At 73.8% G+C, this 21,838-nt stretch carries 19 protein-coding genes; 12 read left to right on the top strand and 7 right to left on the bottom strand.

Annotated elements, in window-relative coordinates:
• Positions 1 to 266 precede the first annotated feature (266 nt).
• A complete protein-coding gene (locus ACLWS4_RS15880; protein WP_074001460.1) occupies positions 267 to 1,889 on the top strand; it encodes a M4 family metallopeptidase in 1,623 nt (540 codons plus the stop codon).
• A 155-nt stretch (positions 1,890 to 2,044) separates the two neighbouring features.
• Here the strand turns inward: ACLWS4_RS15880 and ACLWS4_RS15885 are convergent, their stop codons facing one another.
• Positions 2,045 to 2,419, bottom strand: a complete 375-nt coding sequence (locus ACLWS4_RS15885; protein ID WP_049651454.1) for a DUF3817 domain-containing protein — start codon at positions 2,417 to 2,419, stop codon at positions 2,045 to 2,047.
• A 240-nt stretch (positions 2,420 to 2,659) separates the two neighbouring features.
• Between ACLWS4_RS15885 and ACLWS4_RS15890 the strand changes: the two genes are divergently transcribed.
• The 5 genes from ACLWS4_RS15890 to ACLWS4_RS15910 all read left to right on the top strand — a co-directional run bounded on the left by ACLWS4_RS15890 (position 2,660) and on the right by ACLWS4_RS15910 (position 6,491).
• A complete protein-coding gene (locus ACLWS4_RS15890; protein ID WP_049651453.1) occupies positions 2,660 to 3,457 on the top strand; it encodes a DUF2127 domain-containing protein in 798 nt (265 codons plus the stop codon).
• A 104-nt stretch (positions 3,458 to 3,561) separates the two neighbouring features.
• The gene (locus tag ACLWS4_RS15895) at positions 3,562 to 4,200 is read left to right on the top strand and encodes an AIM24 family protein (RefSeq protein WP_074001459.1); all 639 of its coding nucleotides are present in this window, start codon (positions 3,562 to 3,564) and stop codon (positions 4,198 to 4,200) included.
• Positions 4,200 to 4,850 carry an AIM24 family protein gene (locus tag ACLWS4_RS15900; RefSeq protein WP_049651451.1) on the top strand — a complete coding sequence of 217 codons (651 nt, stop codon included), beginning with the start codon at positions 4,200 to 4,202 and terminating at the stop codon, positions 4,848 to 4,850. The genes ACLWS4_RS15895 and ACLWS4_RS15900 overlap by 1 nt, the downstream gene beginning before the upstream one ends.
• A 275-nt stretch (positions 4,851 to 5,125) precedes the next feature.
• A complete protein-coding gene (locus ACLWS4_RS15905) occupies positions 5,126 to 5,935 on the top strand; it encodes an AIM24 family protein (RefSeq protein ID WP_074001575.1) in 810 nt (269 codons plus the stop codon).
• Positions 5,936 to 5,975: 40 nt separating this feature from the next.
• Positions 5,976 to 6,491 carry a MarR family winged helix-turn-helix transcriptional regulator gene (locus ACLWS4_RS15910; RefSeq protein ID WP_049651450.1) on the top strand — a complete coding sequence of 172 codons (516 nt, stop codon included), beginning with the start codon at positions 5,976 to 5,978 and terminating at the stop codon, positions 6,489 to 6,491.
• Between the two features lie 82 nt (positions 6,492 to 6,573).
• On the opposite strand, the gene meaB is transcribed toward ACLWS4_RS15910, so the two are convergent.
• Together meaB and ACLWS4_RS15920 are read right to left on the bottom strand one after the other, a co-directional pair.
• Complete coding sequence (meaB, locus tag ACLWS4_RS15915) at positions 6,574 to 7,530, bottom strand: methylmalonyl Co-A mutase-associated GTPase MeaB (protein WP_380745328.1); 957 nt, start codon at positions 7,528 to 7,530, stop codon at positions 6,574 to 6,576.
• Between the two features lie 242 nt (positions 7,531 to 7,772).
• A complete protein-coding gene (locus tag ACLWS4_RS15920; RefSeq protein WP_074001457.1) occupies positions 7,773 to 8,966 on the bottom strand; it encodes an acetyl-CoA C-acetyltransferase in 1,194 nt (397 codons plus the stop codon).
• 280 nt (positions 8,967 to 9,246) lie between these two features.
• Here ACLWS4_RS15920 and mce point away from each other — a divergent pair, with 280 nt between their 5' ends.
• The 3 genes from mce to ACLWS4_RS15935 all read left to right on the top strand — a co-directional run bounded on the left by mce (position 9,247) and on the right by ACLWS4_RS15935 (position 16,334).
• Entirely contained in the window at positions 9,247 to 9,687 is a 441-nt protein-coding gene (mce, locus tag ACLWS4_RS15925; protein ID WP_049651447.1) for a methylmalonyl-CoA epimerase, read from the top strand.
• A gap of 566 nt (positions 9,688 to 10,253) precedes the next feature.
• Positions 10,254 to 15,287 (top strand): hypothetical protein, encoded by a 5,034-nt coding sequence (locus ACLWS4_RS15930; protein ID WP_416874414.1) that lies wholly within the window; start codon positions 10,254 to 10,256, stop codon positions 15,285 to 15,287.
• A gap of 117 nt (positions 15,288 to 15,404) precedes the next feature.
• Positions 15,405 to 16,334: a cellulose-binding protein gene (locus tag ACLWS4_RS15935; RefSeq protein ID WP_049655735.1), complete on the top strand. Its 930-nt coding sequence runs from the start codon at positions 15,405 to 15,407 to the stop codon at positions 16,332 to 16,334.
• 102 nt (positions 16,335 to 16,436) lie between these two features.
• Here the strand turns inward: ACLWS4_RS15935 and ACLWS4_RS15940 are convergent, their stop codons facing one another.
• Both ACLWS4_RS15940 and ACLWS4_RS15945 read right to left on the bottom strand, forming a co-directional pair.
• Entirely contained in the window at positions 16,437 to 16,757 is a 321-nt protein-coding gene (locus tag ACLWS4_RS15940) for a hypothetical protein (RefSeq protein ID WP_049655736.1), read from the bottom strand.
• Positions 16,754 to 17,551: an alpha/beta fold hydrolase gene (locus ACLWS4_RS15945; protein ID WP_107418680.1), complete on the bottom strand. Its 798-nt coding sequence runs from the start codon at positions 17,549 to 17,551 to the stop codon at positions 16,754 to 16,756. Before ACLWS4_RS15945 ends, ACLWS4_RS15940 begins: the two co-directional genes overlap by 4 nt.
• A gap of 93 nt (positions 17,552 to 17,644) precedes the next feature.
• Between ACLWS4_RS15945 and ACLWS4_RS15950 the strand changes: the two genes are divergently transcribed.
• Complete coding sequence (locus ACLWS4_RS15950) at positions 17,645 to 18,649, top strand: ABC transporter ATP-binding protein (protein ID WP_049655738.1); 1,005 nt, start codon at positions 17,645 to 17,647, stop codon at positions 18,647 to 18,649.
• A gap of 1 nt (position 18,650) precedes the next feature.
• The gene (locus ACLWS4_RS15955) at positions 18,651 to 19,418 is read left to right on the top strand and encodes an ABC transporter permease subunit (protein ID WP_049655741.1); all 768 of its coding nucleotides are present in this window, start codon (positions 18,651 to 18,653) and stop codon (positions 19,416 to 19,418) included.
• A 20-nt stretch (positions 19,419 to 19,438) separates the two neighbouring features.
• On the opposite strand, the gene ACLWS4_RS15960 is transcribed toward ACLWS4_RS15955, so the two are convergent.
• Positions 19,439 to 19,762 (bottom strand): hypothetical protein, encoded by a 324-nt coding sequence (locus ACLWS4_RS15960; protein WP_049655743.1) that lies wholly within the window; start codon positions 19,760 to 19,762, stop codon positions 19,439 to 19,441.
• 390 nt (positions 19,763 to 20,152) lie between these two features.
• Here ACLWS4_RS15960 and ACLWS4_RS15965 point away from each other — a divergent pair, with 390 nt between their 5' ends.
• Positions 20,153 to 21,301 (top strand): LLM class flavin-dependent oxidoreductase, encoded by a 1,149-nt coding sequence (locus ACLWS4_RS15965; RefSeq protein ID WP_416874447.1) that lies wholly within the window; start codon positions 20,153 to 20,155, stop codon positions 21,299 to 21,301.
• 89 nt (positions 21,302 to 21,390) lie between these two features.
• Here the strand turns inward: ACLWS4_RS15965 and ACLWS4_RS15970 are convergent, their stop codons facing one another.
• Positions 21,391 to 21,783, bottom strand: a complete 393-nt coding sequence (locus ACLWS4_RS15970) for an SCO5389 family protein (RefSeq protein WP_030282024.1) — start codon at positions 21,781 to 21,783, stop codon at positions 21,391 to 21,393.
• Between the last annotated feature and the right edge of the window lie 55 nt (positions 21,784 to 21,838).

Raw genomic sequence — 21,838 nt, forward strand, 5'->3', positions numbered from 1 at the left:
ACGGGCGGCAACCGAACCATCCGTACCGGCACTGGCGGTTCTTGGCCAATCCCGGTAGGCGCCCTGTCCATCCCTGCCAACGATTGTCATGCTTCTGACCAAGTCCCGTCCGACCATCCGCCGCCCCACCCGTTTCCGGCGGATCGTCAGGTACCGCACGGGACCGGCACGTCCGCGCCCTACCGCCCCCAAGGTGCCAACCCCGGCGCCCCGGTACGCGGCGCACCCGCACGCACCCGCGGGTCTCGTGGAAGGAACCCCCGCACGTGAAGCGAAAGCTGACTGTCGGAGCCGTACTCTCCGCCACCGCACTGCTGGCCGGCGTCATCCAGATCGCCGCCGTCCCCGCCCAGGCCGCCGCCCCCTCCCCGGCCCAGCAGCAGTCCGCGCTGCTCGCGCTGGCCTCCGGGCAGAGCGCCCCGGTCGCCCAGGCCCTCGCCCTCGGCGGCCAGGAGAAGCTGGTGCCCAAGGACGTGGTGGTGGACAAGGACGGCACCCGCCACCTGCGGTACGACCGGACCTACGCGGGCCTGCCGGTGCTCGGCGGCGACCTGGTCGTCCACCAGAAGGCCGACGGCTCGGTGAAGTCCGTCGACCGGGCCTTCGCCGGACAGCTGTCCGTGCCCAGCCTGACCCCGGGCCTCGCCGCGCCCCAGGCGGCCGAGAAGGCCACCGCCGCCGTGCGGGCCACGGTCGGCGCCGCCGACCAGGAGGAGGCCGCGCTCAGCCGGGTCGACGGCGCCGGCGCGCCCGAGCTGGTCGTCTGGGCCGCCGACGGCACCCCGCGACTGGCCCACCGCACCACGGTCGAGGGCCAGCGCGCGGACGGCACCCCGAGCCGCCAGGTGGTCGTCACCGACGCCGCCACCGGCCAGGTGCTCTCCACCGACGAGCAGGTGAAGACCGCCACCGGCACCGGCAAGGGCGTCAACGTCGGCAGCGTCTCGCTCACCACCACCCAGAGCGGCAGCTCCTACCAGCTGAAGGACGCCTCCCGGGGCAACCAGTCCACCACCGACCTCAAGGGCGGCACCTCGGGCAGCGGCACGCTCGTCGCCAACACCACCAACAGCTTCGGCAACGGCCTGGCCTCCAACCGCGAATCCGCGGCCGTGGACGCCCAGTTCGGCGCGGCGGCCACCTGGGACTACTACAAGAACACCTTCGGCCGCAACGGCATCAAGAACAACGGCGTCGGCGCGGCGAGCCGGGTCCACTACAGCACCAACTACGTCAACGCGTTCTGGGACGACTCCTGCTTCTGCATGACGTACGGCGACGGCTCCGGCAACACCCACCCGCTGACCGCGATCGACGTCTCCGGCCACGAGATGAGCCACGGCGTCACCTCCGCCACCGCGAACCTCAACTACTCCGGTGAGTCCGGCGGCCTCAACGAGGCCACCTCGGACATCTTCGGCACCATGGTCGAGTGGTCCGCCAACCTCTCGGTCGACCCGGGCGACTACCTGATCGGCGAGAAGCTCAACATCAACGGCAACGGCACGCCGCTGCGCTACATGGACAAGCCCTCCAAGGACGGCGCCTCGGCCGACTACTGGTCCTCCACGGTCGGCAACAAGGACGTCCACTACTCCTCGGGCGTCGCCAACCACTTCTTCTACCTGCTCGCCGAGGGCAGCGGGGCGAAGGTCATCAACGGGGTCAGCTACAACAGCCCGACCTCCAACGGCTCGACGGTGACCGGCATCGGCCGGACCAAGGCGGCGGCGATCTGGTACCGCGCGCTGACCGTCTACATGACCTCCACCACCAACTACAAGGCCGCCCGCACCGCGACCCTGAAGGCCGCCACCGACCTGTACGGCGCCTCCAGCACCGAGTACAACGCGGTCGCGGCGGCCTGGAGCGGCGTCAACGTCAGCTGACCCGCACCACCTCCGGTAGCAACCGGTAGGAAATCGAGCCACCCCCGGTAAGAAACGGCGACAGGCTGCCGCGGCCCTTTGGGAGAGGAGGCCGTGGCAGCCTGTCGACCGTCCACGAGGAGGCCGGAGCCCGAGCGGGGGCCCGGGCGGCCGGCTCAGGCGGTGGCGGGCTTCAGCTCGCCCCGCTCCTCCTTGGCCAGCATCCGCTCGGCGAAGAAGCCGCCGGTGGGCAGCACCGCGAGCACGAACATCAGGACGCCGCGCTTGGCGTCCCACTTCTGCGCCTGCCAGGCCTGGATCCAGAAGACCACGTACAGGATGAACAGGACGCCGTGCACCATGCCCATCACCGGGACGGCGTCGAACGAGGTCGTCCGCTTCAGCACCGAGCAGATCAGCAGCAGGATGAAGGAGACCCCTTCGGGGCCGGAGACCAGGCGCAGGCGGTGGACGGCGCTGCTGTTCACGATGGATACCTCGATATGGGGGGTCGGCGGCGCGGGCTCGCTTGTGAAGCGACTCACAAGCATTCCGGCCCATTATCGCCGAGCCCACGGACGGGACCCCGGCCGGGGGTGGCCACCGTGCCCCATCTCACAGCGGCCGGCCCGGCGCCTCCCCGGAGCCCGTCCGGCGCCCGCCCGCCCTGTCACAGCTCTGTGCCGGAACGCCACCGAGCGCGACCGCCCGTCACCGGGAACCCCTATCCTGCTGCCCGCGCGCCCACCGATCCGGGCGCCGAGGCATCGCACACGGGGGGTACTCACCACATGTTCAAGCGCGACTGGGACCGCAGGACCTGCGCCAAGCGCGGCCACACCACCTACGCGCCGACGGAGCCGGAGCTGGCCTCCCGGCTGCACGCGTCGACCGCCCTCGGCGACGCCTGGCGCTGCCTGCGCTGCGGCGACTTCGCGCTGGGCGCCCCGCACGGCTCCGGCCCGGCCGACGAAGCGCCGCTGGTGCCGCGCGGCAAGGCGCTGCGGGACCTGTTCATCCTGCGCTTCCTGGCCGTCGAGCGGGTGCTGCGCGGACTGCTGATCATCGTGGTCGCGTGGGCCGTGTGGAAGTTCTCCAACAGCCAGGACGCGGTGCACCGGGTCTTCGACGAGAACCTCACGGTGTTCAGGCCGGTCACCGACCACTTCCACTGGGACCTCGAACACGCCCCGATCGTCGAGACCATCCGCAAGACCTTCGACTTCAAGAAGAGCACCCTGCTGATCGTCGCGGGCGCGCTGATCGCCTACGCGGTGATCGAGATCGTCGAGGCGGTCGGCCTCTGGCTGAACAAGCGCTGGGCCGAGTACCTGACGGTGGTCGCCACCGCGGCCTTCCTGCCGCTGGAGGGCTACGAGCTGAGCCACCACGTCAGCGCGCTGAAGATCTGCACCCTGGTGCTGAACATCGCGGCGGTGCTCTGGATCATGCTCTCCAAGCGCCTGTTCGGGCTGCGCGGCGGCGTGGTGGCCTTCGAGGCGGAGCGCCACTCGGCCTCGCTGCTGGAGGTCGAGCAGGCGGCCGGCACCGTTCCGAGCCCCGGACAGGGGGCGCACGCCCGGGCCTGACCGGGGCGCGTGCGCCGGGCGTGACCGGCGCGTTTGTCCCAGACCGGTACCAGTCGGCCCACGCACCCTCCCCGCGCCACGGCCGCAGCGGCTAGATTGCGGCCGTGGCACAGTTCAGACTCCAGGGATCGCGCGTGCTCGCCGTCGACTTGGGCGGCGACGCCGTCAAGGCGCGACACGGCTCGATGGTCGCCTACACCGGGCAGATGGCCTTCAAGAAGTTGACCGGCGGCGGGGACGGCCTGCGCGGCATGGTCACCCGCCGGCTGACCGGCGAGAAGATGACGGTCATGGAAGTGAAGGGGCAGGGCACCTGCTACTTCGCCGACAAGGCCACCGAGATCAGCCTGGTGCGGCTGAACGGCGAGACGCTGTACGTCGAGTCGGACAACCTCCTCTGCACCGAGTCCGCCCTGCACACCGGCACCAGCTTCACCGGGCTGAACGGCATGTCCTCGGGCAACGGCCTGTTCACCACCAAGGTGGAGGGCCACGGCTGGGCGGCCGTCACCTCCAACGGCCCGGCCGTCATCCTGCGGGTCGACAAGAGCATGCCGCTGCGGGTGGACCCGGGCGCGTACGTGGCGCACACCGGCACCCTGCAGCGCAGCCTGAAGTCGGGCGCGGGCTGGACCACGATCATCGGCGAGGGCGGCGGCGAGGCCGTCCAGATCGAGTTCACCGGCGAGGGCCTGGTGTACGTCCAGCCCTCCGAGAAGGCCACCATCGGGGGCGACGTCTGATGGGCTTCACGAAGATCAACGGGAAGATGGTCGAAGCCCAGGTGGTGCCCGGGCAGCGGCTGTTCAGCCAGCGCGGCGCGATGCTCGCGTACAGCGGCGACGTCCGCTTCACGCCGAACATCACCGGCGGGCAGGGCGGCGTGATGTCGATGATCGGCCGCCGGGTGGCCAACGAGGACACCCCGCTGATGACCGTCGAGGGCCAGGGCCGGGTGATGTTCGGCCACGGCGGCCACCACGTCCACGTGATCGACCTGTTCGGCGACACCCTGTACGTCGAGGCGGACCGGCTGCTCGCCTTCGAGGGCACGCTGCGGCAGTCCACCATGTTCATGGGCTCGCAGGGCGGGGTGATGGGCATGGTCCGCGGCCAGGTCACCGGGCAGGGCCTGTTCACCACCAAGCTGGAGGGCCAGGGCTCGGTCGCGGTGATGGCCCACGGCGGCGTCTTCGAGCTGCCGATCACCCCCGGCCAGTCGGTGCACGTCGACCCCCAGGCGTACGTGGCGCACCGCGGCGACGTGCGCAACAAGCTCTCCACGGCGCTGGGTTGGCGCGACATGATCGGCCGCGGCTCGGGCGAGGCGTTCCAGCTGGAACTGTCCGGGCAGGGCGCGGTGTACGTCCAGGCGAGCGAGGAGAAGCTCTGATGTCCTACCCGCCGCAGCCCCCGTACGGTTCGCCGCACAACCAGCCGACCCAGCCCGGCTTCGCGGCCCCGCCGCCCCCGCCGGGGTACGGCCCGCAGCCGGGCTACCCGCAGCCCGGCGGGTACCCGCCGCCCCCGCCGCAGGGCTACCCGCCGCCCCCGCCCGGCCACCAGCCCCAGCAGCAGTACCAGCAGCCGCCCCAGCAGCCGCCCCAGCAGCCGTACGGCCAGCAACAGCCGTACGCCCAGGAGCAGTTCGGCGGCCCACTGGCCCCGCTGCCGACCGGCCACGGCGGCACCGGGCCGGTGGTGTGGGACGCCCACAGCCTGCCGGCCGGCGACAACGTCAACCCGTACGCCTTCTCGGTCGACCTGAACGGCTCCTACTTCCTCCAGAAGGGCAAGATGGTCGCCTACTACGGCGACATCACCTTCAAGGGCGTCGGCGCCGGGGCGGTCGACCGGGTGCTCGGCCAGCACTTCAACTCGCCGATGCACGCGGCGGACTGGGTGGTCGCCGAGGGCCGCGGCAAACTGCTGCTGGCCGACCGGGCGTTCGACCTCAACTCGTACGACCTGGACGAGGGCAACCTGACCGTCCGCTCCGGCAACCTGCTGGCCTTCGACCCGACGCTGCGGCTCAAGCAGTCGATCATCCCGGGCTTCCTGACCCTGATCGGCACCGGCCGCTTCGTCGCCGCCTCCAACGGCCCGGTGCACTTCGTCGAGCCGCCGCTCCGGGTGGACCCGCAGGCGCTGGTCGGCTGGGCGGACTGCCCTGCGCCGTGCCACCACTACGACCACGACTACATGCACGGGCTGATCGGCGGCCTGCGCCGGCTGACCGGCATCGGCGGAGCCTCCGGCGAGGAGCACCAGTTCGAGTTCATCGGCGCCGGCCAGGTGCTGCTGCAGTCGAGCGAGAAGCTGATGGCGGAGCGGTCGGTCGGAGCGGTCGACGCCGAGGCGGGCGTCCCGGTGGGCGGCGTGCCGTCCCAGCCGGGCACGGCCGGGCACGGCGGCGGCAACCCCAACATCCCCGGGCTCGGTAACCTGGGCGACCTCGGACGACGTTTCGGTCTGTAAACTTGTACAAGATTGAACTAAATCGGCTATGCTAGAGGGCATGGATACGCACACGATCGAGACCGCGGACACCCCTCCGTCGCAGCCCGAGGAGGAGACTCCCTGGCTGACCGCCAGGGAGCAGCGGATGTGGCGCGCCCATCTGGAGGTCGCCAAGCTGCTGGACTACCAGCTCAGCCGCGAACTCCAGCCGCACAACCTCGCGATCAACGACTACGAGATCCTGGTCGTGCTCTCCGAGGCCCCGGACCGCCGGATGCGGATGACCGACCTCGCGACCGCCACCCTCCAGTCGAAGAGCCGCCTCTCCCACCAGATCACCCGGATGGAGAACGCCGGCCTGGTGCTGCGCCAGGAGTGCCCCGGCGACCGCCGCGGCCTCTACGCCCACCTCACCGAACACGGCTGGGAGACCATGCAGCGAGTCGCCCCCGACCACGTGCGCAGCGTCCGGGCCCACTTCATCGACCGCTTCACCCCGGAGCAGCTCGACGACATGTACCAGGCCCTCGCCCCCGTCGCCGAACACCTCCGCGGCCTGCGCGGCAAGCCGTAGCACCCCACGCACCACTCCGCCCCGCCGCGATCCGATCGCGGCGGGGCGGAAACGGTTCGCGGGCCCGCGCGCCCGGCCCGGGTCAGCCGCGGGTCAGGCCGGCGACCAGCTCGTCGGCGGCGCCGTACGGGTCCAGGGCGCCCTCGGCGACGCGTTCGGCGAGGACGGCCAGGTGCCGGTCCCCGCGCAGGTCGCCGATCCGGGCGCGCAGCTCGGCCAGCGCGATCGCCTCGATCTCCTCGGCGGCCCGGCGGCGGCGCCGCGCGGCGAGCTCGCCGTGCTCCTCCAGCCAGGCGCGGTGCTTCTCCAGCGCCTCGACCACCTCGTCCACGCCCTCACCGCGGGCCGCGACGGTCTTGACGATCGGCGGACGCCAGTCCCCCGCCTCCCGCGCCTCGCCGAGGCCCAGCATGTGGTTGAGCTCCCGCGCGGTGGCGTCGGCGCCGTCCCGGTCGGCCTTGTTGACCACGAAGACGTCGCCGATCTCCAGGATCCCGGCCTTGGCGGCCTGGATGCCGTCGCCCATCCCGGGGGCCAGCAGCACCACGGTGGTGTCGGCCTGGGCGGCGACCTCGACCTCGGACTGGCCCACCCCGACGGTCTCCACCAGGATCACCTCGCAGCCGGCCGCGTCCAGCACCCGCAGCGCCTGCGGCGCCGCCCAGGAGAGCCCGCCGAGGTGGCCGCGGGTGGCCATCGAGCGGATGAACACCTCGGGGTCGGTCGCGTGGTCCTGCATCCGGACCCGGTCGCCCAGCAGCGCGCCGCCGGAGAACGGCGAGGACGGGTCGACGGCCAGCACCCCGACCCGCTTGCCGAGCCGCCGGTAGGCGGAGACCAGCGCCGAGGTGGAGGTCGACTTGCCGACCCCGGGCGAGCCGGTCAGGCCCACCGTGTACGCCCGCCCGGTGTACGGCGCGAGCGCGGCCATCGCCTCCCGCAGCTGCGGCGCGGCGTTCTCGACCAGCGTGATCAGCCGGGCGACCGCCCGCGGCCGGCCCGCCCGGGCCTGCTCGACCAGCGTGGCGACATCGATCATCAGGAGCTCCTTGCGCGGATGCCGAAGGGGCTGCGGACCGCCACCGGCGGTCCGCAGCCCTGGGGCGTGTCTGACAGTTCGCGTCGGATCAGGGCGCGGCGTTGGGGTGCGTGCATCGCAAGGCGGAGGAGGGAGTCCATGCGGAGCATCGGCGACCGACGACAACGCGGCGAGGTGCGTGCACCGGCGTCGCGCACCCGGCGGGAACTGTCAGACACGCCCCGAAGTCGGGTCGGAGCCGGTCAGGCCTTCGGGACGCGCACGATCAGCGCGTCGCCCTGGCCGCCGCCACCGCACAGCGCGGCCGCGCCCACCCCGCCGCCGCGGCGCTGCAGCTCCAGCGCCAGGGTCAGCACCACGCGGGCGCCGGACATCCCGATCGGGTGGCCGAGCGCGATGGCGCCGCCGTTGACGTTGACGATGTCGGAGGTGACGCCCAGATCCTTCATCGACTGGTGGGCGACGGCCGCGAAGGCCTCGTTGATCTCGATCAGGTCGAGGTCGGCGACCTCCAGGCCCTCCTTGGCCAGCGCGTGCCTGATCGCGTTGGACGGCTGCGACTGGAGCGAGTTGTCCGGGCCGGCCACGTTGCCGTGCGCGCCGATCTCGGCGATCCAGGTCAGGCCCAGCTCCTCGGCCTTGGCCTTGCTCATCACGACCACGGCGGCGGCGCCGTCGGAGATCTGCGAGGAGGTGCCGGCGGTGATCGTGCCGTCCTTGGTGAAGGCCGGGCGCAGCTTGGCCAGGCCCTCGACGGTGGTGTCCGCGCGGATGCCCTCGTCCTGGCTGAACAGCACCGGCTCGCCCTTGCGCTGCGGGATGGCGACCGGGACGATCTCGGCGTCGAAGACCCCGTCGGCCTGCGCCTTGGCGGCCCGCTGGTGGGAGGCGGCGGCGATCTCGTCCTGCGCCTCGCGCGGGATGCCCAGGCGGGTGTTGTGCTTCTCGGTGGACTCGCCCATCGGGATGTTCTCGTAGGCGTCGGTGAGGCCGTCGTGGGCCATCGCGTCGAGCATCGCGATCGCGCCGTACTTGAAGCCCTCGCGGGACTTCGGCAGCAGGTGCGGGGCGTTGGTCATCGACTCCTGGCCGCCGGCCACCACGATGTCGAACTCGCCGGCCCGGATCAGCTGGTCGGCGAGCGCGATGGCGTCGAGGCCGGAGAGGCAGACCTTGTTGACGGTCAGCGCCGGGACGTTCATCGGGATGCCGGCCTTGACGGCGGCCTGGCGGGCCGGGATCTGGCCGGCGCCGGCCTGGAGCACCTGGCCCATGATCACGTACTGGACCTGCTCGCCGGTGATCCCGGCCCGCTCCAGGGCCGCCTTGATCGCGACGGCGCCGAGGTCGGCGCCGGAGAAGCCCTTGAGGGAACCCAGCAGGCGACCCATCGGGGTCCGCGCACCGGCAACGATCACAGAGGTGGTGTTGGTCATGGGACGGGCCCCTTCGCACGTCGTGGCCAGGTGAGGATGCGCTCAATGTACTGACCTGCTACCCGCCCGTCACCGGAGCGACGGTGTGATCGAGCGCACTGGCACCATCCAGTCAACACCGTGCCGACCCGCTCCGGGTGAACCGCCCGCGGGCCGTCCGCCGGGCGGCCCGCCGTGTGAGCAGGCTCGCACGCCCGGCACTGGCGCCCGTCGCGGGCCATGCGCTGCACTGGGTGCACCTTTAGCCCCACCACCTTCTCCCCACCTCCCGGAGGCCGTCGTGCTGACCCGCATCGACCACATCGGCATCGCCTGCCGAGACCTCGACAAGACGGTCGAGTTCTACCGCGCCACCTACGGTTTCGAGGTCTTCCACTCCGAGGTCAACGAGGAGCAGGGCGTCCGCGAGGCCATGCTCCGGATCAACGGCACCGACGACGGCGGCGCCTCGTACCTCCAGCTGCTGGAGCCCACCCGGCCCGACTCCACCGTGGCCAAGTGGCTGGAGAAGAACGGCGAGGGCGTGCACCACATCGCCTTCGGCACCGCCGACGTGGACGGCGACTCCGAGGCCATCCGGGACAAGGGCGTCCGGGTCCTCTACGACCAGCCGCGGATCGGCTCGATGGGTTCGCGGATCACCTTCCTGCACCCCAAGGACTGCGGCGGCGTGCTGACCGAGCTGGTCACCTCCGCGCAGCAGGGCCACGACGGGCACTGACCCCCTCCCGGCCCGCCCCCGGGCGCGCGGCGTCCCGGGGGCAGCCGACGGTCCGTCGGTCATGACCCGTCAGTAACCTGGCGGGAAGAGCCGGAAAACACCCCTGCGGCCATTCCCCCGCAGTGCGCTCCCACTACAATGCCCAGGTGCGCGAAGGCTCCGGGGGACGGAGGCGACGGGCACGGCCGAAGACAGGCCTGTCCGCCCTCCGGCGGTCGGCCCGTCGCAAGGGGAGTCCATTACGCGGGCACGGCTGAACAGTCGCAAGACGGATCTGTCACCATTCTCCACAAGGCAAGAGTTCGCCCAGGAGTCCACTCGGACGGGGGAACGCGGCACCCCCGCGCTCCCGCGCCCCGGATTCCGACGACCGCGGCGGGCGGCCCCGGCATGGCGGGGGACCGTCCACCGGCTGCGGATGCAAGGACCAGTCGGACCGGCGCCCGGGATACCGGAGCCCGGAACCGGCCGGGTCGAGGACGCGACCAGGAGATGGATGGGACCGCGGAGTGCGGGGCAACGACCGCTACGAGGCTGACGATCACCTCTCCCAGTTCGAGGCCGAGATGGGTCGGACTCGGAAGGAGCGCGACAAGGCAGTCGAGCATGCCGAAGACCTCGCCTACCAGGTGGAGGTCCTGCGGGCGAAACTGCACGAGTCCCGCCGGATGCTGGCCCAGCCGCGCGCCTTCGACGCCGTCTCCGGCCAGGCCGAGCAGATGCTCCGCACCGCCGAGATGCAGGCCCAGCAGCTGCGCGCCGACGCCGAGCGCCAGCTGCGCGACTCCCAGGCCGCCACCCAGCGGATCATGGCCGAGGCCGCCGAGCGCACCGCCCGGCTGGAAGCCGACCTCGCCGCCCGTCGCCGCCAGCTGGAGGACGAGCTCGCCGAGCTGCGCCGCTCCGCCGAGCAGCACGTCAACGGCTGGGCCGAGCAGACCCGGGCCGGCTCCGAGCAGGAGGCCCAGCGGCTGCTCCAGGACGCCCGCGCCGAGGCCGAGCGGATGGTCGCCGCCGCCCGTGCGGAGGCCGTCGCCCTCTCCGACCACGCCCGCGCCCAGACCGCCGCCGACGTGGACGCCGCCCGCGGCGAGGCCCAGGCCGCCGCCGAGGCCGCCCTGCAGCGGGCCCAGAACGACGCCGAGCGCCTGCTGCGCGCCGCCTCCGAGCAGGCCCAGCAGGCCGGCGCCCAGGCCGCCGCCGACGTGGACGCCGCCCGCGGCGAGGCCCAGCAGCAGCTGGCCGCCGCGCACGCCGCCGCCGAGGGCCAGCTGGTCGCCGCCCAGGCCGAGATCGGCCGGCTCAAGGCGCAGGCCGCCAACGAGCAGGCCCGGGCCGAGCAGCAGCTCGCCGCCGCCAAGGCCGAGATAGAGCGGCTGCGCGCCGAGGCGATCGCCGAGGCGGAGCGCACCCGCCACGAGGCCACCGAACTGCGCGCCCAGGCCGAGCAGGCCGCCGAGCAGCTCCAGGCCGACGCCGAGGCCGCCGCCGAGCGCAGGGTCGCCGACGGCGAGGCCGCCAACGAGCAGCGCTCGCAGACCGCCCGGGCCGAGGTGGCCCGGATGGTCGCCCAGGCCACCAAGGAGGCCTCGGCGATCCGGGCCGAGGCCGAGGGCGTCCGCACCGAGGCCGCCACCAAGCAGGCCGAGGCCGACGCCGCCCGGGCCGCCGCCGCCGAGGAGAGCGAGCGGCTGCGGGCCACCGCCGAGTCGGTGGCCTCCGAACTGAAGGCCGAGGCCGAGGCGGCGATCGCCGAACTCCGCGCCCTGGCCGAGCGGGACGTCGCCGAGCTGCGCGCGCACGCCGAGGCCGACGCCCAGCGACTGCGCGGCGAGGCCGAGGAGGCGGGCCGGGCGGCCGGCGCCAAGGACGCCACCGTCCACCTCGCCAAGGCCGCCAAGACCGCCGAGGAGGTCCTCGGCCGGGCCGACCAGGACGCCGAGACCGTGCGCGGCGAGGCCGCCGCCGAGGCCGAGCGGATCCGCGCCGAGGCCGCCGCCGAGGCGCAGCGCCTGCGCGAGCAGGCCCAGGCCGCCGTCGAGCAGGCCCAGAACGCCGCCCTGGACGACGCCGCCGCGATCCGCGAGCGGATCGAGCAGATGCAGGACGAGGCGGCCCGGCTGCGGGCCGAGGCCGAGGAGCTGCGCGCCCAGGCCGCCGCCGAGGCCGACCGGGTGCGCGGCGAGGCCCGCCGCCAGGCCGTGGTCCAGATCGAGGAGTCGGCGAAGAACGCCGAGGAGCTGCTCACCAAGGCCAAGGCCGACGCGGACGAGCTGCGCGCGGGTGCCGCCGGGGAGATCGAGCGGCTGCGCGAGCAGGCCCAGGAGCAGGCCGCCGAGACCCAGGGCCGGGCCGAGCAGACCCTGACCCGGGCCCGGGCCGAGGCCGGGAAGATCACCGAGGCCGCCGAGCAGCAGGGCCAGGACGCGCTCGCCGCCGCCAAGGCCGCGGCCGCCGAGAACCGGTCCGCCGCCGAGCGCGAGACCGCCGAACTCCGGCGCGACGCAACCGAGTTCGACCAGCGGGTGCGTGCCGAGGCGACCGCCGCGGCAGAGGCTACGACCACCGAGGCACAGGCCGAGGCGAAGGCCGTCCGGGACGCCGCGGTGGCCGACGCCGAGCGGGTGCGCACCGAGGCCGACACCGAGGCCGCCCGGGCCCGGGCCGAGGCCGAGGCGGCCGCGAACGCGCTGCGCGAGGAGAGCCGGCGCGAACGCGAGGAGGCCGCCGACGGCCTGCGGCGCGAGCGCGAGGAGACCTCCGAGCACCTGGACGCGGCCGAGGCCGCCCGCGAGCAGGCCGAACAGGCCGCCGCGGAGACCAGGGCCGAGGCCGAACAGGCCGCCGGGGAGCTGCGGGCGCTCGCCCAGCGCGAGACCAGTCAGCAGCGCGAGGCCGCCGAGGCCTACGCCGACCGGGTCCGCACCGAGGCCGAACAGCACGCCGGCGACCTCACCGAACGCACCGCGGCGGAGACGACCGAGGTCCGCGAGACCGCCGACCAGTACGGCGCCGAGGTCCGCGAAGCGGCCGACCGGCACAGCGTCGAGGTCCGCGAAGCCGCCGACACGTACGCCGACGAGCAGCGCACCGCGGCCGACACGTACGTCACCGAGCAGCACACCGCCGCCGACACGTACGCCACGGAGCAGCACACCGCGGCCGACGCCTACGCCGCGGAGACCAGGGCCGAGGCCGAACAGGCCGCCGGGGAGCTGCGGGCCCTGGCCCAGCAGGAGACCACCCAGCAGCGCGAGGCCGCCGAGGCCCACGCCGACCGGGTCCGCACCGAGGCCGAACAGCACGCCACCGACCTCACCAAGCGCACCGCGGCGGAGACCGCCGAGGTCCGCGAGGCGGCCGACCGGTACGGCGCCGAGGTCCGCGAGACCGCCGACCGGTACGGCGTCGAGGTCCGCGAAGCCGCCGAGAAGCACAGCGTCGAGGTCCGCGAGGCCGCCGACACGTACGCCGGCGAGCAGCAGACCGCCGCCGACGCCTACGCCGCCGAGGTCCGCGAGCAGGCCGACGCCCACACCGCCGAGCAGCGCGCCGCCGCCGACGAGGTGCTGGAGCGCGCCGAGGCCACCGCCAAGCAGCGCCGCGCCGAGGCCGCCAAGGACGCCAAGGCCACCCGCGAGAAGGCCGCCGCCGAACTGGCCCTGGCCAACGAGCAGGCCTCGACCGTCCGGGCCGAGGCCGGCCGCGAGCTGTCCGAGGCCCGCGCCACCGCCGACGGCATCCGCGCCGAGGCCGGCGCCGAGCTGGAGCAGGCCAGGGCCGACCGCGCCGAGCTGATCGCCGCCGCCAAGGCCGAGGGCGCCGAGCTGGTGGCCGCCGCCGAGGACGAGGCCGCCGAGGTCCGCCAGTCGGTGGCCGGCATGCACGAGGCCGCCGCCGAGCAGATCGCCGCGCTCAGGGCCGCCGCCGAGCAGGAGGTCACCGAACTCCGCGAGGCCGCCGAGCAGGACGCCACCGAGCTGCGCACCCTCGCCGAGTACGAGACCACCGAGCAGCGGGAGCTGGCCGAGCGGGAGAGCACCGAGCAGCGCGAGTCCGCCGACGCGTACGCCGCCGAGCTGCGCGGCCTGGTCGAGCGGGAGAGCGCCGAGCAGCGCGAGCTCGTCGACCGCGAGACCGCCGACCTGCGGGCCCGCACCGAGGCCGAGACCACCGCCCTGCGCGAGCAGACCGAGCTGGAGCTGGCCGCCGAGCGGGAGGCCGTCGAGGACGAGCTCGGCCGGCAGCGCGCCGAGGCCCGGGCCTACGACGGGCAGCTGCGCGCGGAGGCCGAGGCCGAGCTGCGCGCCGCCCAGGAGGCCGCCGAGCAGCTGCGCGCCGACGCGGAGGCGCAGGCCGCCCGTACGGTGGCCGAGGCCGAGGCCCAGGGCGCCCGGAGCATCGCCGACGCCGAGGAGCTGTCCGCGGCCCTGCGCGCCGAGGCCGACGAGTACGCCCTCGCCACCCGCACCCTGGCCGACGACTACGACTCCGCCACCCACTCCCGCGCCAACGCCTACGACGCGGAGACCCGGGAGGCCGCCGAGCAGTTCGACAAGGCCACCCGCGAGCACGCCAAGTCCGTCCTGGAGAAGGCCTTCGCGGACGCCGAGGCGCTCGGCGAGGACGCCCAGACCACCGCGCTGGCGACCACCGCCGCCGCCGAGGAGCAGGCGGACGCCATGGTCGCGGCCGCCCGCAAGGAGGCCGACCGGCTGGTCGCCGCCGGCGAGGCGGCCGGTCAGGCCGAGGTCGAGAAGGGCCGCTCCGACGCGGACACCCTGCTCGCCGAGGCCCGCCGGGACGCGACCGCGATCCGCGAGCGCGCCGAGGAGCTGCGCGAGCGCACCGACGCCGAGGTCGAGGCCCTGCACGAGCGCGCCCGCAAGGAGAACGCGGCGGCCATGAAGTCGGCCGGCGAGCGGGTGGACGCGCTGGTGACGGCCGCCCAGGAGCAGCTGACCGAGGCCGAGGAGCAGGCGGTGGCCACCGTCGCCGAGGCCGAGGACCGCGCGGCGGCCCTGGTCGCGGCGGCCGAGGACCGCGCGGCCGAGCTGACCTCGGAGGCCTCCGCGGAGGCCAGCAAGGTCCGGCTGTCCGCCGTCCGCAAGGCCGAGGGCCTGCTCAAGGAGGCGGAGACCAAGCTCGCCAACTCCACCGACCGCGCCGAGGCGCTCATCGGGAAGGCCGAGGCCAAGCTCCGGTCGTCCGAGGCGGAGGCCGAGGAGCGGCTGGACCGGGCCTCCACCGAGGCGGAGAAGCGGCTGCGGGACGCCGACGAGTCCGCGGACGAGCAGGTCGAGCTGGCGAAGGCGGAGGCCGAGCGGCTGCTCGCCGAGGCGAAGGCCGAGGCGAAGCGGGTCACCGACGAGGGCCGGCGCGAGCTGGACGAACTGGTGCGCCGCCGCAAGGACATCAACACCGAGATCTCCAGGGTCCAGGACGTGCTGTCCGCCCTGGAGGCGTTCGAGGCGCCGTCACCGGTCGCCCAGGCCAACGGGGGAAGCAGCACCAAGAAGGACGGGGGCGCCAAGGCCGGTGCCGGAGTTGGCTCCCCCCGGTCGGGTGGCAATCGCTCCAAGAGCTCACCACCCGATTGAGCGGACATTGGCGGTCATTGTCCGTGAGAGAACGGCATAACGCCGTCGACACTCCGGTACCGTGTCAGGATTCCCTCAACCACCTCAGCGGTTTGACGACAGGAAGCCCAGAACCCCATGAGCGACAGTCACTCCCCTCACGGCTTCGACCTGGTGCGCCGTGGGTACGAGCGCGCCCAGGTCGACGAGCGGATCACCAAGCTGGTGGCCGACCGTGACAGTGCCCTGACCCGGATCAGCGCGCTGGAGAAGCGCATCGAGGAGCTTCACCTCGAGACCCAGTCCGCCCAGGCGGCGGTCACCGAGGCGGAGCCCTCCTACGCCGGTCTCGGCGCCCGGGTCGAGAAGATCCTGCGACTCGCCGAGGAGGAGGCCAAGGACCTGCGCGACGAGGCGCACCGCGCCGCCGAGCAGCACCGCGAGCTCGCCGAGGCCGCCGCCCAGCAGGTCCGCACCGAGGCCGAGAACTACGCCAAGGACCGCAAGGCCAAGGCGGAGGACGAGGGGCTGCGGATCGTCGACAAGTCCAAGAGCGACGCCGCCCAGCTGCGCGCCGAGGCCAACAAGGACGCCCAGAACAAGCGCGAGGAGGCGGACGCCCTCTTCGAGGACACCCGCACCAAGGCCGCCCAGGCCGCGCTGGAGTTCGAGACCAACCTGGCCAAGCGCCGCGAGCAGTCCGAGCGCGACCTGGCCGCCCGTCAGGCCAAGGCCGAGAAGCGCCTGGCCGAGATCGAGCACCGGGCCGAGCAGCTGCGCCTGGAGGCCGAGAAGCTGCGCACCGACGCCGAGCGCCGCGCCCGCCAGACCGTCGAGACGGCCCAGCGCCAGTCCGAGGACATCGTGGCCGACGCCAACGCCAAGGCCGACCGCATCCGCAGCGAATCCGAGCGCGAGCTGGCGGCGCTCACCAACCGCCGCGACAGCATCAACGCCCAGCTGACCAACGTCCGCGAGATGCTGGCGACGCTGACCGGCGCGGCCGTGGCCGCCGCCTCGCTGCCGACCGACGACACCCTGGGCGTGCCCGCCCAGCAGTCGCGCTGACGCACACCGGCCGAGCCGCACCGCAGGCCCTCACCCGCCCGGGTGAGGGCCTGTCGGCTTGTCGCGCCGTCATCGCCTCCGGCGCGGCTTGACGAAGGGTCCCTAGCGGGGGTAGGCGCCGTCCGGCCGCTGGTACCCGCTGCTGAGCTGGTTGCCCTCGTCGTCCGAGACGGTGCCGAACCAGGAGGTGCACCAGACCGACACCGAGTCCGGCCAGTACTGCACCTCGAAGGGGTGCCCGGGCCCGTAGTCGCCGTACGAGGTGACGATGAAGGTCTCCCCCGGGCGCATCCAGTAGTCCTCGCCGAGCGGTTCCAGGGTCAGCTCGACCAGCCCCTCTCCCCGGTTGGTCACCGGCATCCGGCCGCTCACCTCCAGCGCCGAGAAGTCCCAGGCCGCCGCGTCCTGACTCTCCTGGCTCATCCGGCGGCCACCCGGGCGAGCAGGGCGCGCACGACGGCGTCGAAGGCCTCCGGCGCCTCCAGGGCGCTCAGGTGGCCCACCCGGGGCAGGACGGTCAGCTCGGCGTCCGGCCGGGCCCGCAGCATCGCCTCGGCCTCCTCCGGCGCCACCAGGGCGTCCTCGGCGCCCGCCACGACCGCGACCGGCACCGGCAGGCCGGCCAGCACGTCCAGGGAGTCCGGGCGGGCCGCCATGGCCCGCTGGGCCCAGGCGACGGAGGCCGGCGACGCGGCGGCGACCATCGCCTCCACCCGCTCCACCAGGTGCTGCGAGTCCGGCCCGAGCTGCCCGGCCGCGACCCGCTCGTCCAGCAGCAGCCGCACGCTGTCCCGCGCGGTGACGGCGGCGGCCATCCGCTCCCGGTTGGCCCGGACCGCGTCGGTGTCGGCGGTGGCCCGGGTGTTGGCGAGCAGCAGGCCGGCCAGCCGGTCGGGGTGGCGGCGGGCCAGGGCCAGGGCCACGTAGCCGCCCATGGAGAGCCCGGCGACCACCGCGCGTTCGATTCCGGCGGCGTCCAGCAGCAGCGCGAGGTCGTCCGCGACCAGGTCCAGCGAGGGCTCGTCGTCGCCCAGCCCGGTGCCGCCGAACCCCCGCTGGTCGGGGGCGAGCACCCGCGCTTCGTCCCCGGTCAGGCCGGGCAGCGCGTCCAGCTGGGACGACCACATCGAGGCGTTCAGAGGAAAGGCGTGCAGCAGCAGGAGTGGTGTTCCGGTACCGCTCTCGCGGACCGACACTGCGGAGGGGAGCTGGGTCATGCCACCAACCTATTCCGGCACGCCCGGCGGGCCCACTCAGCGGGCCGCGATACCCCCTTTGTCCTAGCCTGGCAAAGACCTGAGGGAGCGCGAATGATCGAGTTGCACGACCTGACAAAACGTTACGGCAAGACCCTCGCGGTGGACCGCCTCAGCTTCCAGGTCCCCCAGGGCGTGGTGACCGGCTTCCTCGGCCCCAACGGCGCCGGCAAGTCCACCACCATGCGCATGATCCTCGACCTCGACCGCCCGACCTCCGGCCGGGTCACCATCGACGGCAAGCGCTACGGCCAGCTCAGCGAGCCGCTCAAGTACATCGGCGCACTGCTGGAGGCCAAGGCCGTCCACCCCGGCCGCACCGCCCGCGACCACCTGCTCTGGCTCGCCCAGAGCAACCGCATCCCCGAGCGCCGGGTCGACGAGGTGCTCGCCCTGGTCGGCCTCACCCCGGTGGCCCGCAAGCGGGCCCGCGGCTTCTCGCTCGGCATGGGCCAGCGCCTGGGCATCGCCTCCGCGCTGCTCGGCGACCCGGAGATCGTCATGTTCGACGAGCCGGTCAACGGCCTGGACCCGGAGGGCATCCTCTGGATCCGCAACCTGATGAAGCGCCTCGCCGGCGAGGGCCGGACGGTCTTCGTCTCCTCCCACCTGATGAGCGAGATGGCCGTCACCGCCGACCACCTGGTGGTCATCGGCCGGGGCCGGCTGCTCGCCGACCTGCCGATGCCGGAGTTCATCCGGCGCAACTCCCGCTCCGCCGTACGGCTGCGCGGCCCCGAGCCCGAGCGGCTGCTCGACGTGCTGGCCCGGGCCGGCCTGCGGCACGAACCCGGTCCGGACGGCTCCTACGAGGTGGTCGACGGGGACATCGCCCGGCTCGGCGAGCTGTTCGCCGGCCAAGGCGTGGTGCTGCACGAGCTCAGCCCGCAGCAGGCCTCGCTGGAAGAGGCCTTCATGCAGATGACGGCCGACTCGGTGGAGTACCACGCGGGCGACGGCCCGGGCCTGGACGCGGCCGGCGCGCCCACCGAGTGGGGCGCCGGCTGGAAGGCGGACGGCGCCCCGCAGAACACCACGGCACGGCAGGAGGAGAACTGAGATGGCGTCCTTCCCGGCGGTCCTGCGCTCCGAGTGGACGAAGATCCGCAGCGTCCGCTCGACGGTCTGGACGCTCGCGCTGACCTTCGTCGTCACGGTCGGCATCGGCGCGCTGCTGTCCCTGCTCACCAACAACAACTTCACCGAGTTCCGCCGCGGCGACCAGTCCCCGTTCGACGCCACCGGGACGTCCTTCTCCGGCATCATGCTCGGCGAGCTGGCGATCATCGTCTTCGGGGTGCTGGCGATCGGCAACGAGTACAGCAGCGGCATGGTCCGGGTCACCCTGGCCGCCGTCCCGCAGCGCGGCACCCTGCTCACCGGCAAGGCCGTGGTGCTCGGCGCGCTGGCCCTCGCGGTCTCGCTGGTGACGGCCTTCGCCACCTTCTTCGCCGGCCAGGCGCTGCTCGGCGCGCACTCCACCACGATCGGCGAACCGAACGTGCTGCGGGCGGTGTTCGGGGCGGCGCTGTACCTGACGCTGCTCTGCCTGTTCTCGGCGGGCGTCACCACGATGCTGCACAACCAGACGCTCGCGCTCGGCGTGCTGGTGCCGTTCTTCTTCCTGCTCTCGCCGATCCTCTCGGCGGTGCCGAAGGTCAAGACCCTGGCCCACTACTTCCCCGACTACGCGGGCTCCCGGATGCTGCTGGTGTACGAGCAGCACGGCCAGCCGTACGGGCCGTGGACCGGCTTCCTGATCTGCCTGGCCTGGACGGCGGCCGCGCTGGTCGGCGGCGCGCTGGTGCTCAAGAAGCGCGACGCGTAGCCGTCCCGGCGGCCCGGCCGTCAGTACCGCGGAGCGCCGCGGCCCCGCAGCAGGTTGGAGGCCCGGCGCTCCCGCGCTCCCCAGCAGGCGCGGTGCCAGTGCCGCCGGTCGTCCACGCCCGCGCCGTGCATCGGCCAGGCCACCACGTGGCCCGTCCCCGGCGGGATCTCCTGGTCGCAGCCCGGGCAGCGGTAGAACCGTCCGGCCGTCCCGGCGACCGTCTGGACCACCCAGTCGTCGCCCTGGTAGCTCTCGGTGCGGCGCAGCGAACCGCCGAGCGGGGCGGCCGGTTCTGCGCTCTCGTGGGGGGCGGCGCTCTTGATCCGGTTGCGGCGCGGCGACACGGCGGACTCCCTCTCCTGCTGGCCTCTGGGTCGTTCCAGCCTACGGCCGCCCGGGGCCCCGTACGGCCACTACCACGGCTCCGTCCGGCACTTCGGCGTTTTTGCCGAGATCCACCCGATCATCGGGGAAATTCGGGGTTCGGCGTGCCATTGGCACATGACATCCGATACCCACAGGGGGAGAAGGCGGGGCCCGCAGACCCTGCGCGCACCCGAGGAGGCCCCACGATGAGCAAGACCAGCGCCCGAGCCGAGAGCGGCCGGCCCGTCGGGGTCCGGTCACCCGCCCCCGGCCCGACGCTGACCTCCGTCCCCCCGGTGACGGCCGTCGCGGGCGAGCCGCTGCCGGCCACCCAGTGGGCCGGCGCGCTGCCGCCGGCCACCGGTCCGGTGCGGGTCGGCCTGTTCCTGCTGTCCGCGCAGTTCCCCGGGCAGAGCCACGGCGAGGCGCTGGAGCGCACCGTCCACTCCGCCGTCGAGGCCGAACGCGCGGGCCTGGACAGCGTCTGGCTGGCCGAGCACCACTTCGTGCCGTACGGGGTGTGCCCGGACGCCGCCACGCTGGCCGGGCTGCTGCTCGGCCGCACCCGCCGGATCGGCGTCGGCACGGCGGTCAGCGTGCTCTCCACCCACCACCCGGTGGGGCTCGGCGAGCAGGCCGCGCTGCTGCACCTCACCTCCGGCGGACGGTTCACGCTCGGGGTGGGCCGCGGCGGCCCGTGGATCGACCTGGACGTGTTCGGCGGCGGCGTGGACGCCTTCGAGAACGGCTTCCCGGAGCGGCTGGACCTGCTGCTGCGCTGGCTGCGCGGCTCCCGGGTGGGCGCGGACGGCCCGCAGTTCGCCTTCCCCGAGGTCGCGGTGGTGCCGCGGGCCACCGAGCCGGTGCGGCGGCCCGGCCTGAGCAGCTGGCTCGGCCTGGGCCAGCGGTCCGGCCCGGTGCGCTTCCCGCGCCAGCGCCGGGACGACGGGGGCCTCGGCGAGGAGCTCACCGCCTCCGGGCGGCCGGTGTCAGGACCGCCCGTGGTGGTCGCCTGCACCTCGCCGGGCGGGGTGCGGATGGCCGCCGAGCGCGGCCTGCCGATGCTGCTCGGCATGCACTCCGGGGACGACGACAAGCTGCGGATGCTGGAGCTGTACCGGTCCGCCTGGCTGGCCGCCGGGCGGTCCGAGGAGCAGCTGCGCCGGATCGGCCGCCGGCACGTCGCGGCCGGGGTGGCCCAGGTCGACGACCGCGCCGCGGCGGCCCGGTCCACGCTGCTGAACGCGATGCCCGGCTGGTTCGAGTACGGGCTCGGCGCCCACCGCACCGTGGACGGCCGCGAGCGCAGGATGCGCGACCCGCGCCAGTACACCGAGCTGCTCTGCGACCTGCACGCGGTGGGCACCCCGCGGCAGTGCGCCGACCGGCTGCTGGCCACCGCCGAACGCACCGGCATCCGGCGCTTCGCCCTGCTCGCCGAGGGCAGCGGCGACGAGGAGGCGACCCTGCACAACATCGCCCGGCTCGGCTCCGAGGTGCTGCCGCAACTGGGCTGAGCCCCGTACGGGTCACGGGCCCGGGCCGCCGCCCCTCCCCCCGCACCGGGGAACGGGGCGGCCGGCGCCGCGGCACCGCGGGAAGGCGATCAGCAGTCCCGCAGCTCCTCGGACTGGTTGAGCAGCTGCTCCCGGACCGAGGTGAAGCGGTCGTACCGCGCCGCGTTGGCCTCCGACGGCAGGAACACCGCGACCCGGTGACAGTTCTGGAACGCCAGCCGGACCCCGAAGTGGCGCTGCAGGGCGCCCCGGATGGCGTCGCTGGCGAGGGCGCGCAGCAGCTGGCCACGGGCCTGCTCGCTGGGCGGTGGCACCTGGTTGTCGGCGAAGTCGGTGCCGTCGACCTTCGCCTGGGCGACCAGCGAGCTGATCAGGTCCCAGGCGTACGGCAGCGAGACGCGGACGCAGTCGACGAATTCCCGCTCGTCGACCTCGCCCCGCTCGGCCTTCTCCAGCAGGGCCGGTGAGACGTCGAGCGACATGGATTCTCCTCTCGCGGTCCACCCGCGCGGCGCCCGGGTGGTCGTGCGTAGGTCA

The organism is Kitasatospora sp. SC0581, from assembly GCF_048159585.1.
Lineage (GTDB): Bacteria > Actinomycetota > Actinomycetes > Streptomycetales > Streptomycetaceae > Kitasatospora.

Excerpts from the sequence above, each read along its gene's own strand:
- ACLWS4_RS15885 (WP_049651454.1), bottom strand. The coding sequence starts at position 2,419 with ATGCTTGTGAGTCGCTTCACAAGCGAGCCCGCGCCGCCGACCCCCCAT.
- ACLWS4_RS15890 (WP_049651453.1), top strand. The coding sequence starts at position 2,660 with ATGTTCAAGCGCGACTGGGACCGCAGGACCTGCGCCAAGCGCGGCCAC.
- ACLWS4_RS15900 (WP_049651451.1), top strand. The coding sequence starts at position 4,200 with ATGGGCTTCACGAAGATCAACGGGAAGATGGTCGAAGCCCAGGTGGTG.
- ACLWS4_RS15910 (WP_049651450.1), top strand. The coding sequence starts at position 5,976 with ATGGATACGCACACGATCGAGACCGCGGACACCCCTCCGTCGCAGCCC.
- meaB (WP_380745328.1), bottom strand. The coding sequence starts at position 7,530 with ATGATCGATGTCGCCACGCTGGTCGAGCAGGCCCGGGCGGGCCGGCCG.
- ACLWS4_RS15920 (WP_074001457.1), bottom strand. The coding sequence starts at position 8,966 with ATGACCAACACCACCTCTGTGATCGTTGCCGGTGCGCGGACCCCGATG.
- ACLWS4_RS15930 (WP_416874414.1), top strand. The coding sequence starts at position 10,254 with ATGGGTCGGACTCGGAAGGAGCGCGACAAGGCAGTCGAGCATGCCGAA.
- ACLWS4_RS15935 (WP_049655735.1), top strand. The coding sequence starts at position 15,405 with ATGAGCGACAGTCACTCCCCTCACGGCTTCGACCTGGTGCGCCGTGGG.
- ACLWS4_RS15940 (WP_049655736.1), bottom strand. The coding sequence starts at position 16,757 with ATGAGCCAGGAGAGTCAGGACGCGGCGGCCTGGGACTTCTCGGCGCTG.
- ACLWS4_RS15945 (WP_107418680.1), bottom strand. The coding sequence starts at position 17,551 with ATGACCCAGCTCCCCTCCGCAGTGTCGGTCCGCGAGAGCGGTACCGGA.
- ACLWS4_RS15950 (WP_049655738.1), top strand. The coding sequence starts at position 17,645 with ATGATCGAGTTGCACGACCTGACAAAACGTTACGGCAAGACCCTCGCG.
- ACLWS4_RS15955 (WP_049655741.1), top strand. The coding sequence starts at position 18,651 with ATGGCGTCCTTCCCGGCGGTCCTGCGCTCCGAGTGGACGAAGATCCGC.
- ACLWS4_RS15970 (WP_030282024.1), bottom strand. The coding sequence starts at position 21,783 with ATGTCGCTCGACGTCTCACCGGCCCTGCTGGAGAAGGCCGAGCGGGGC.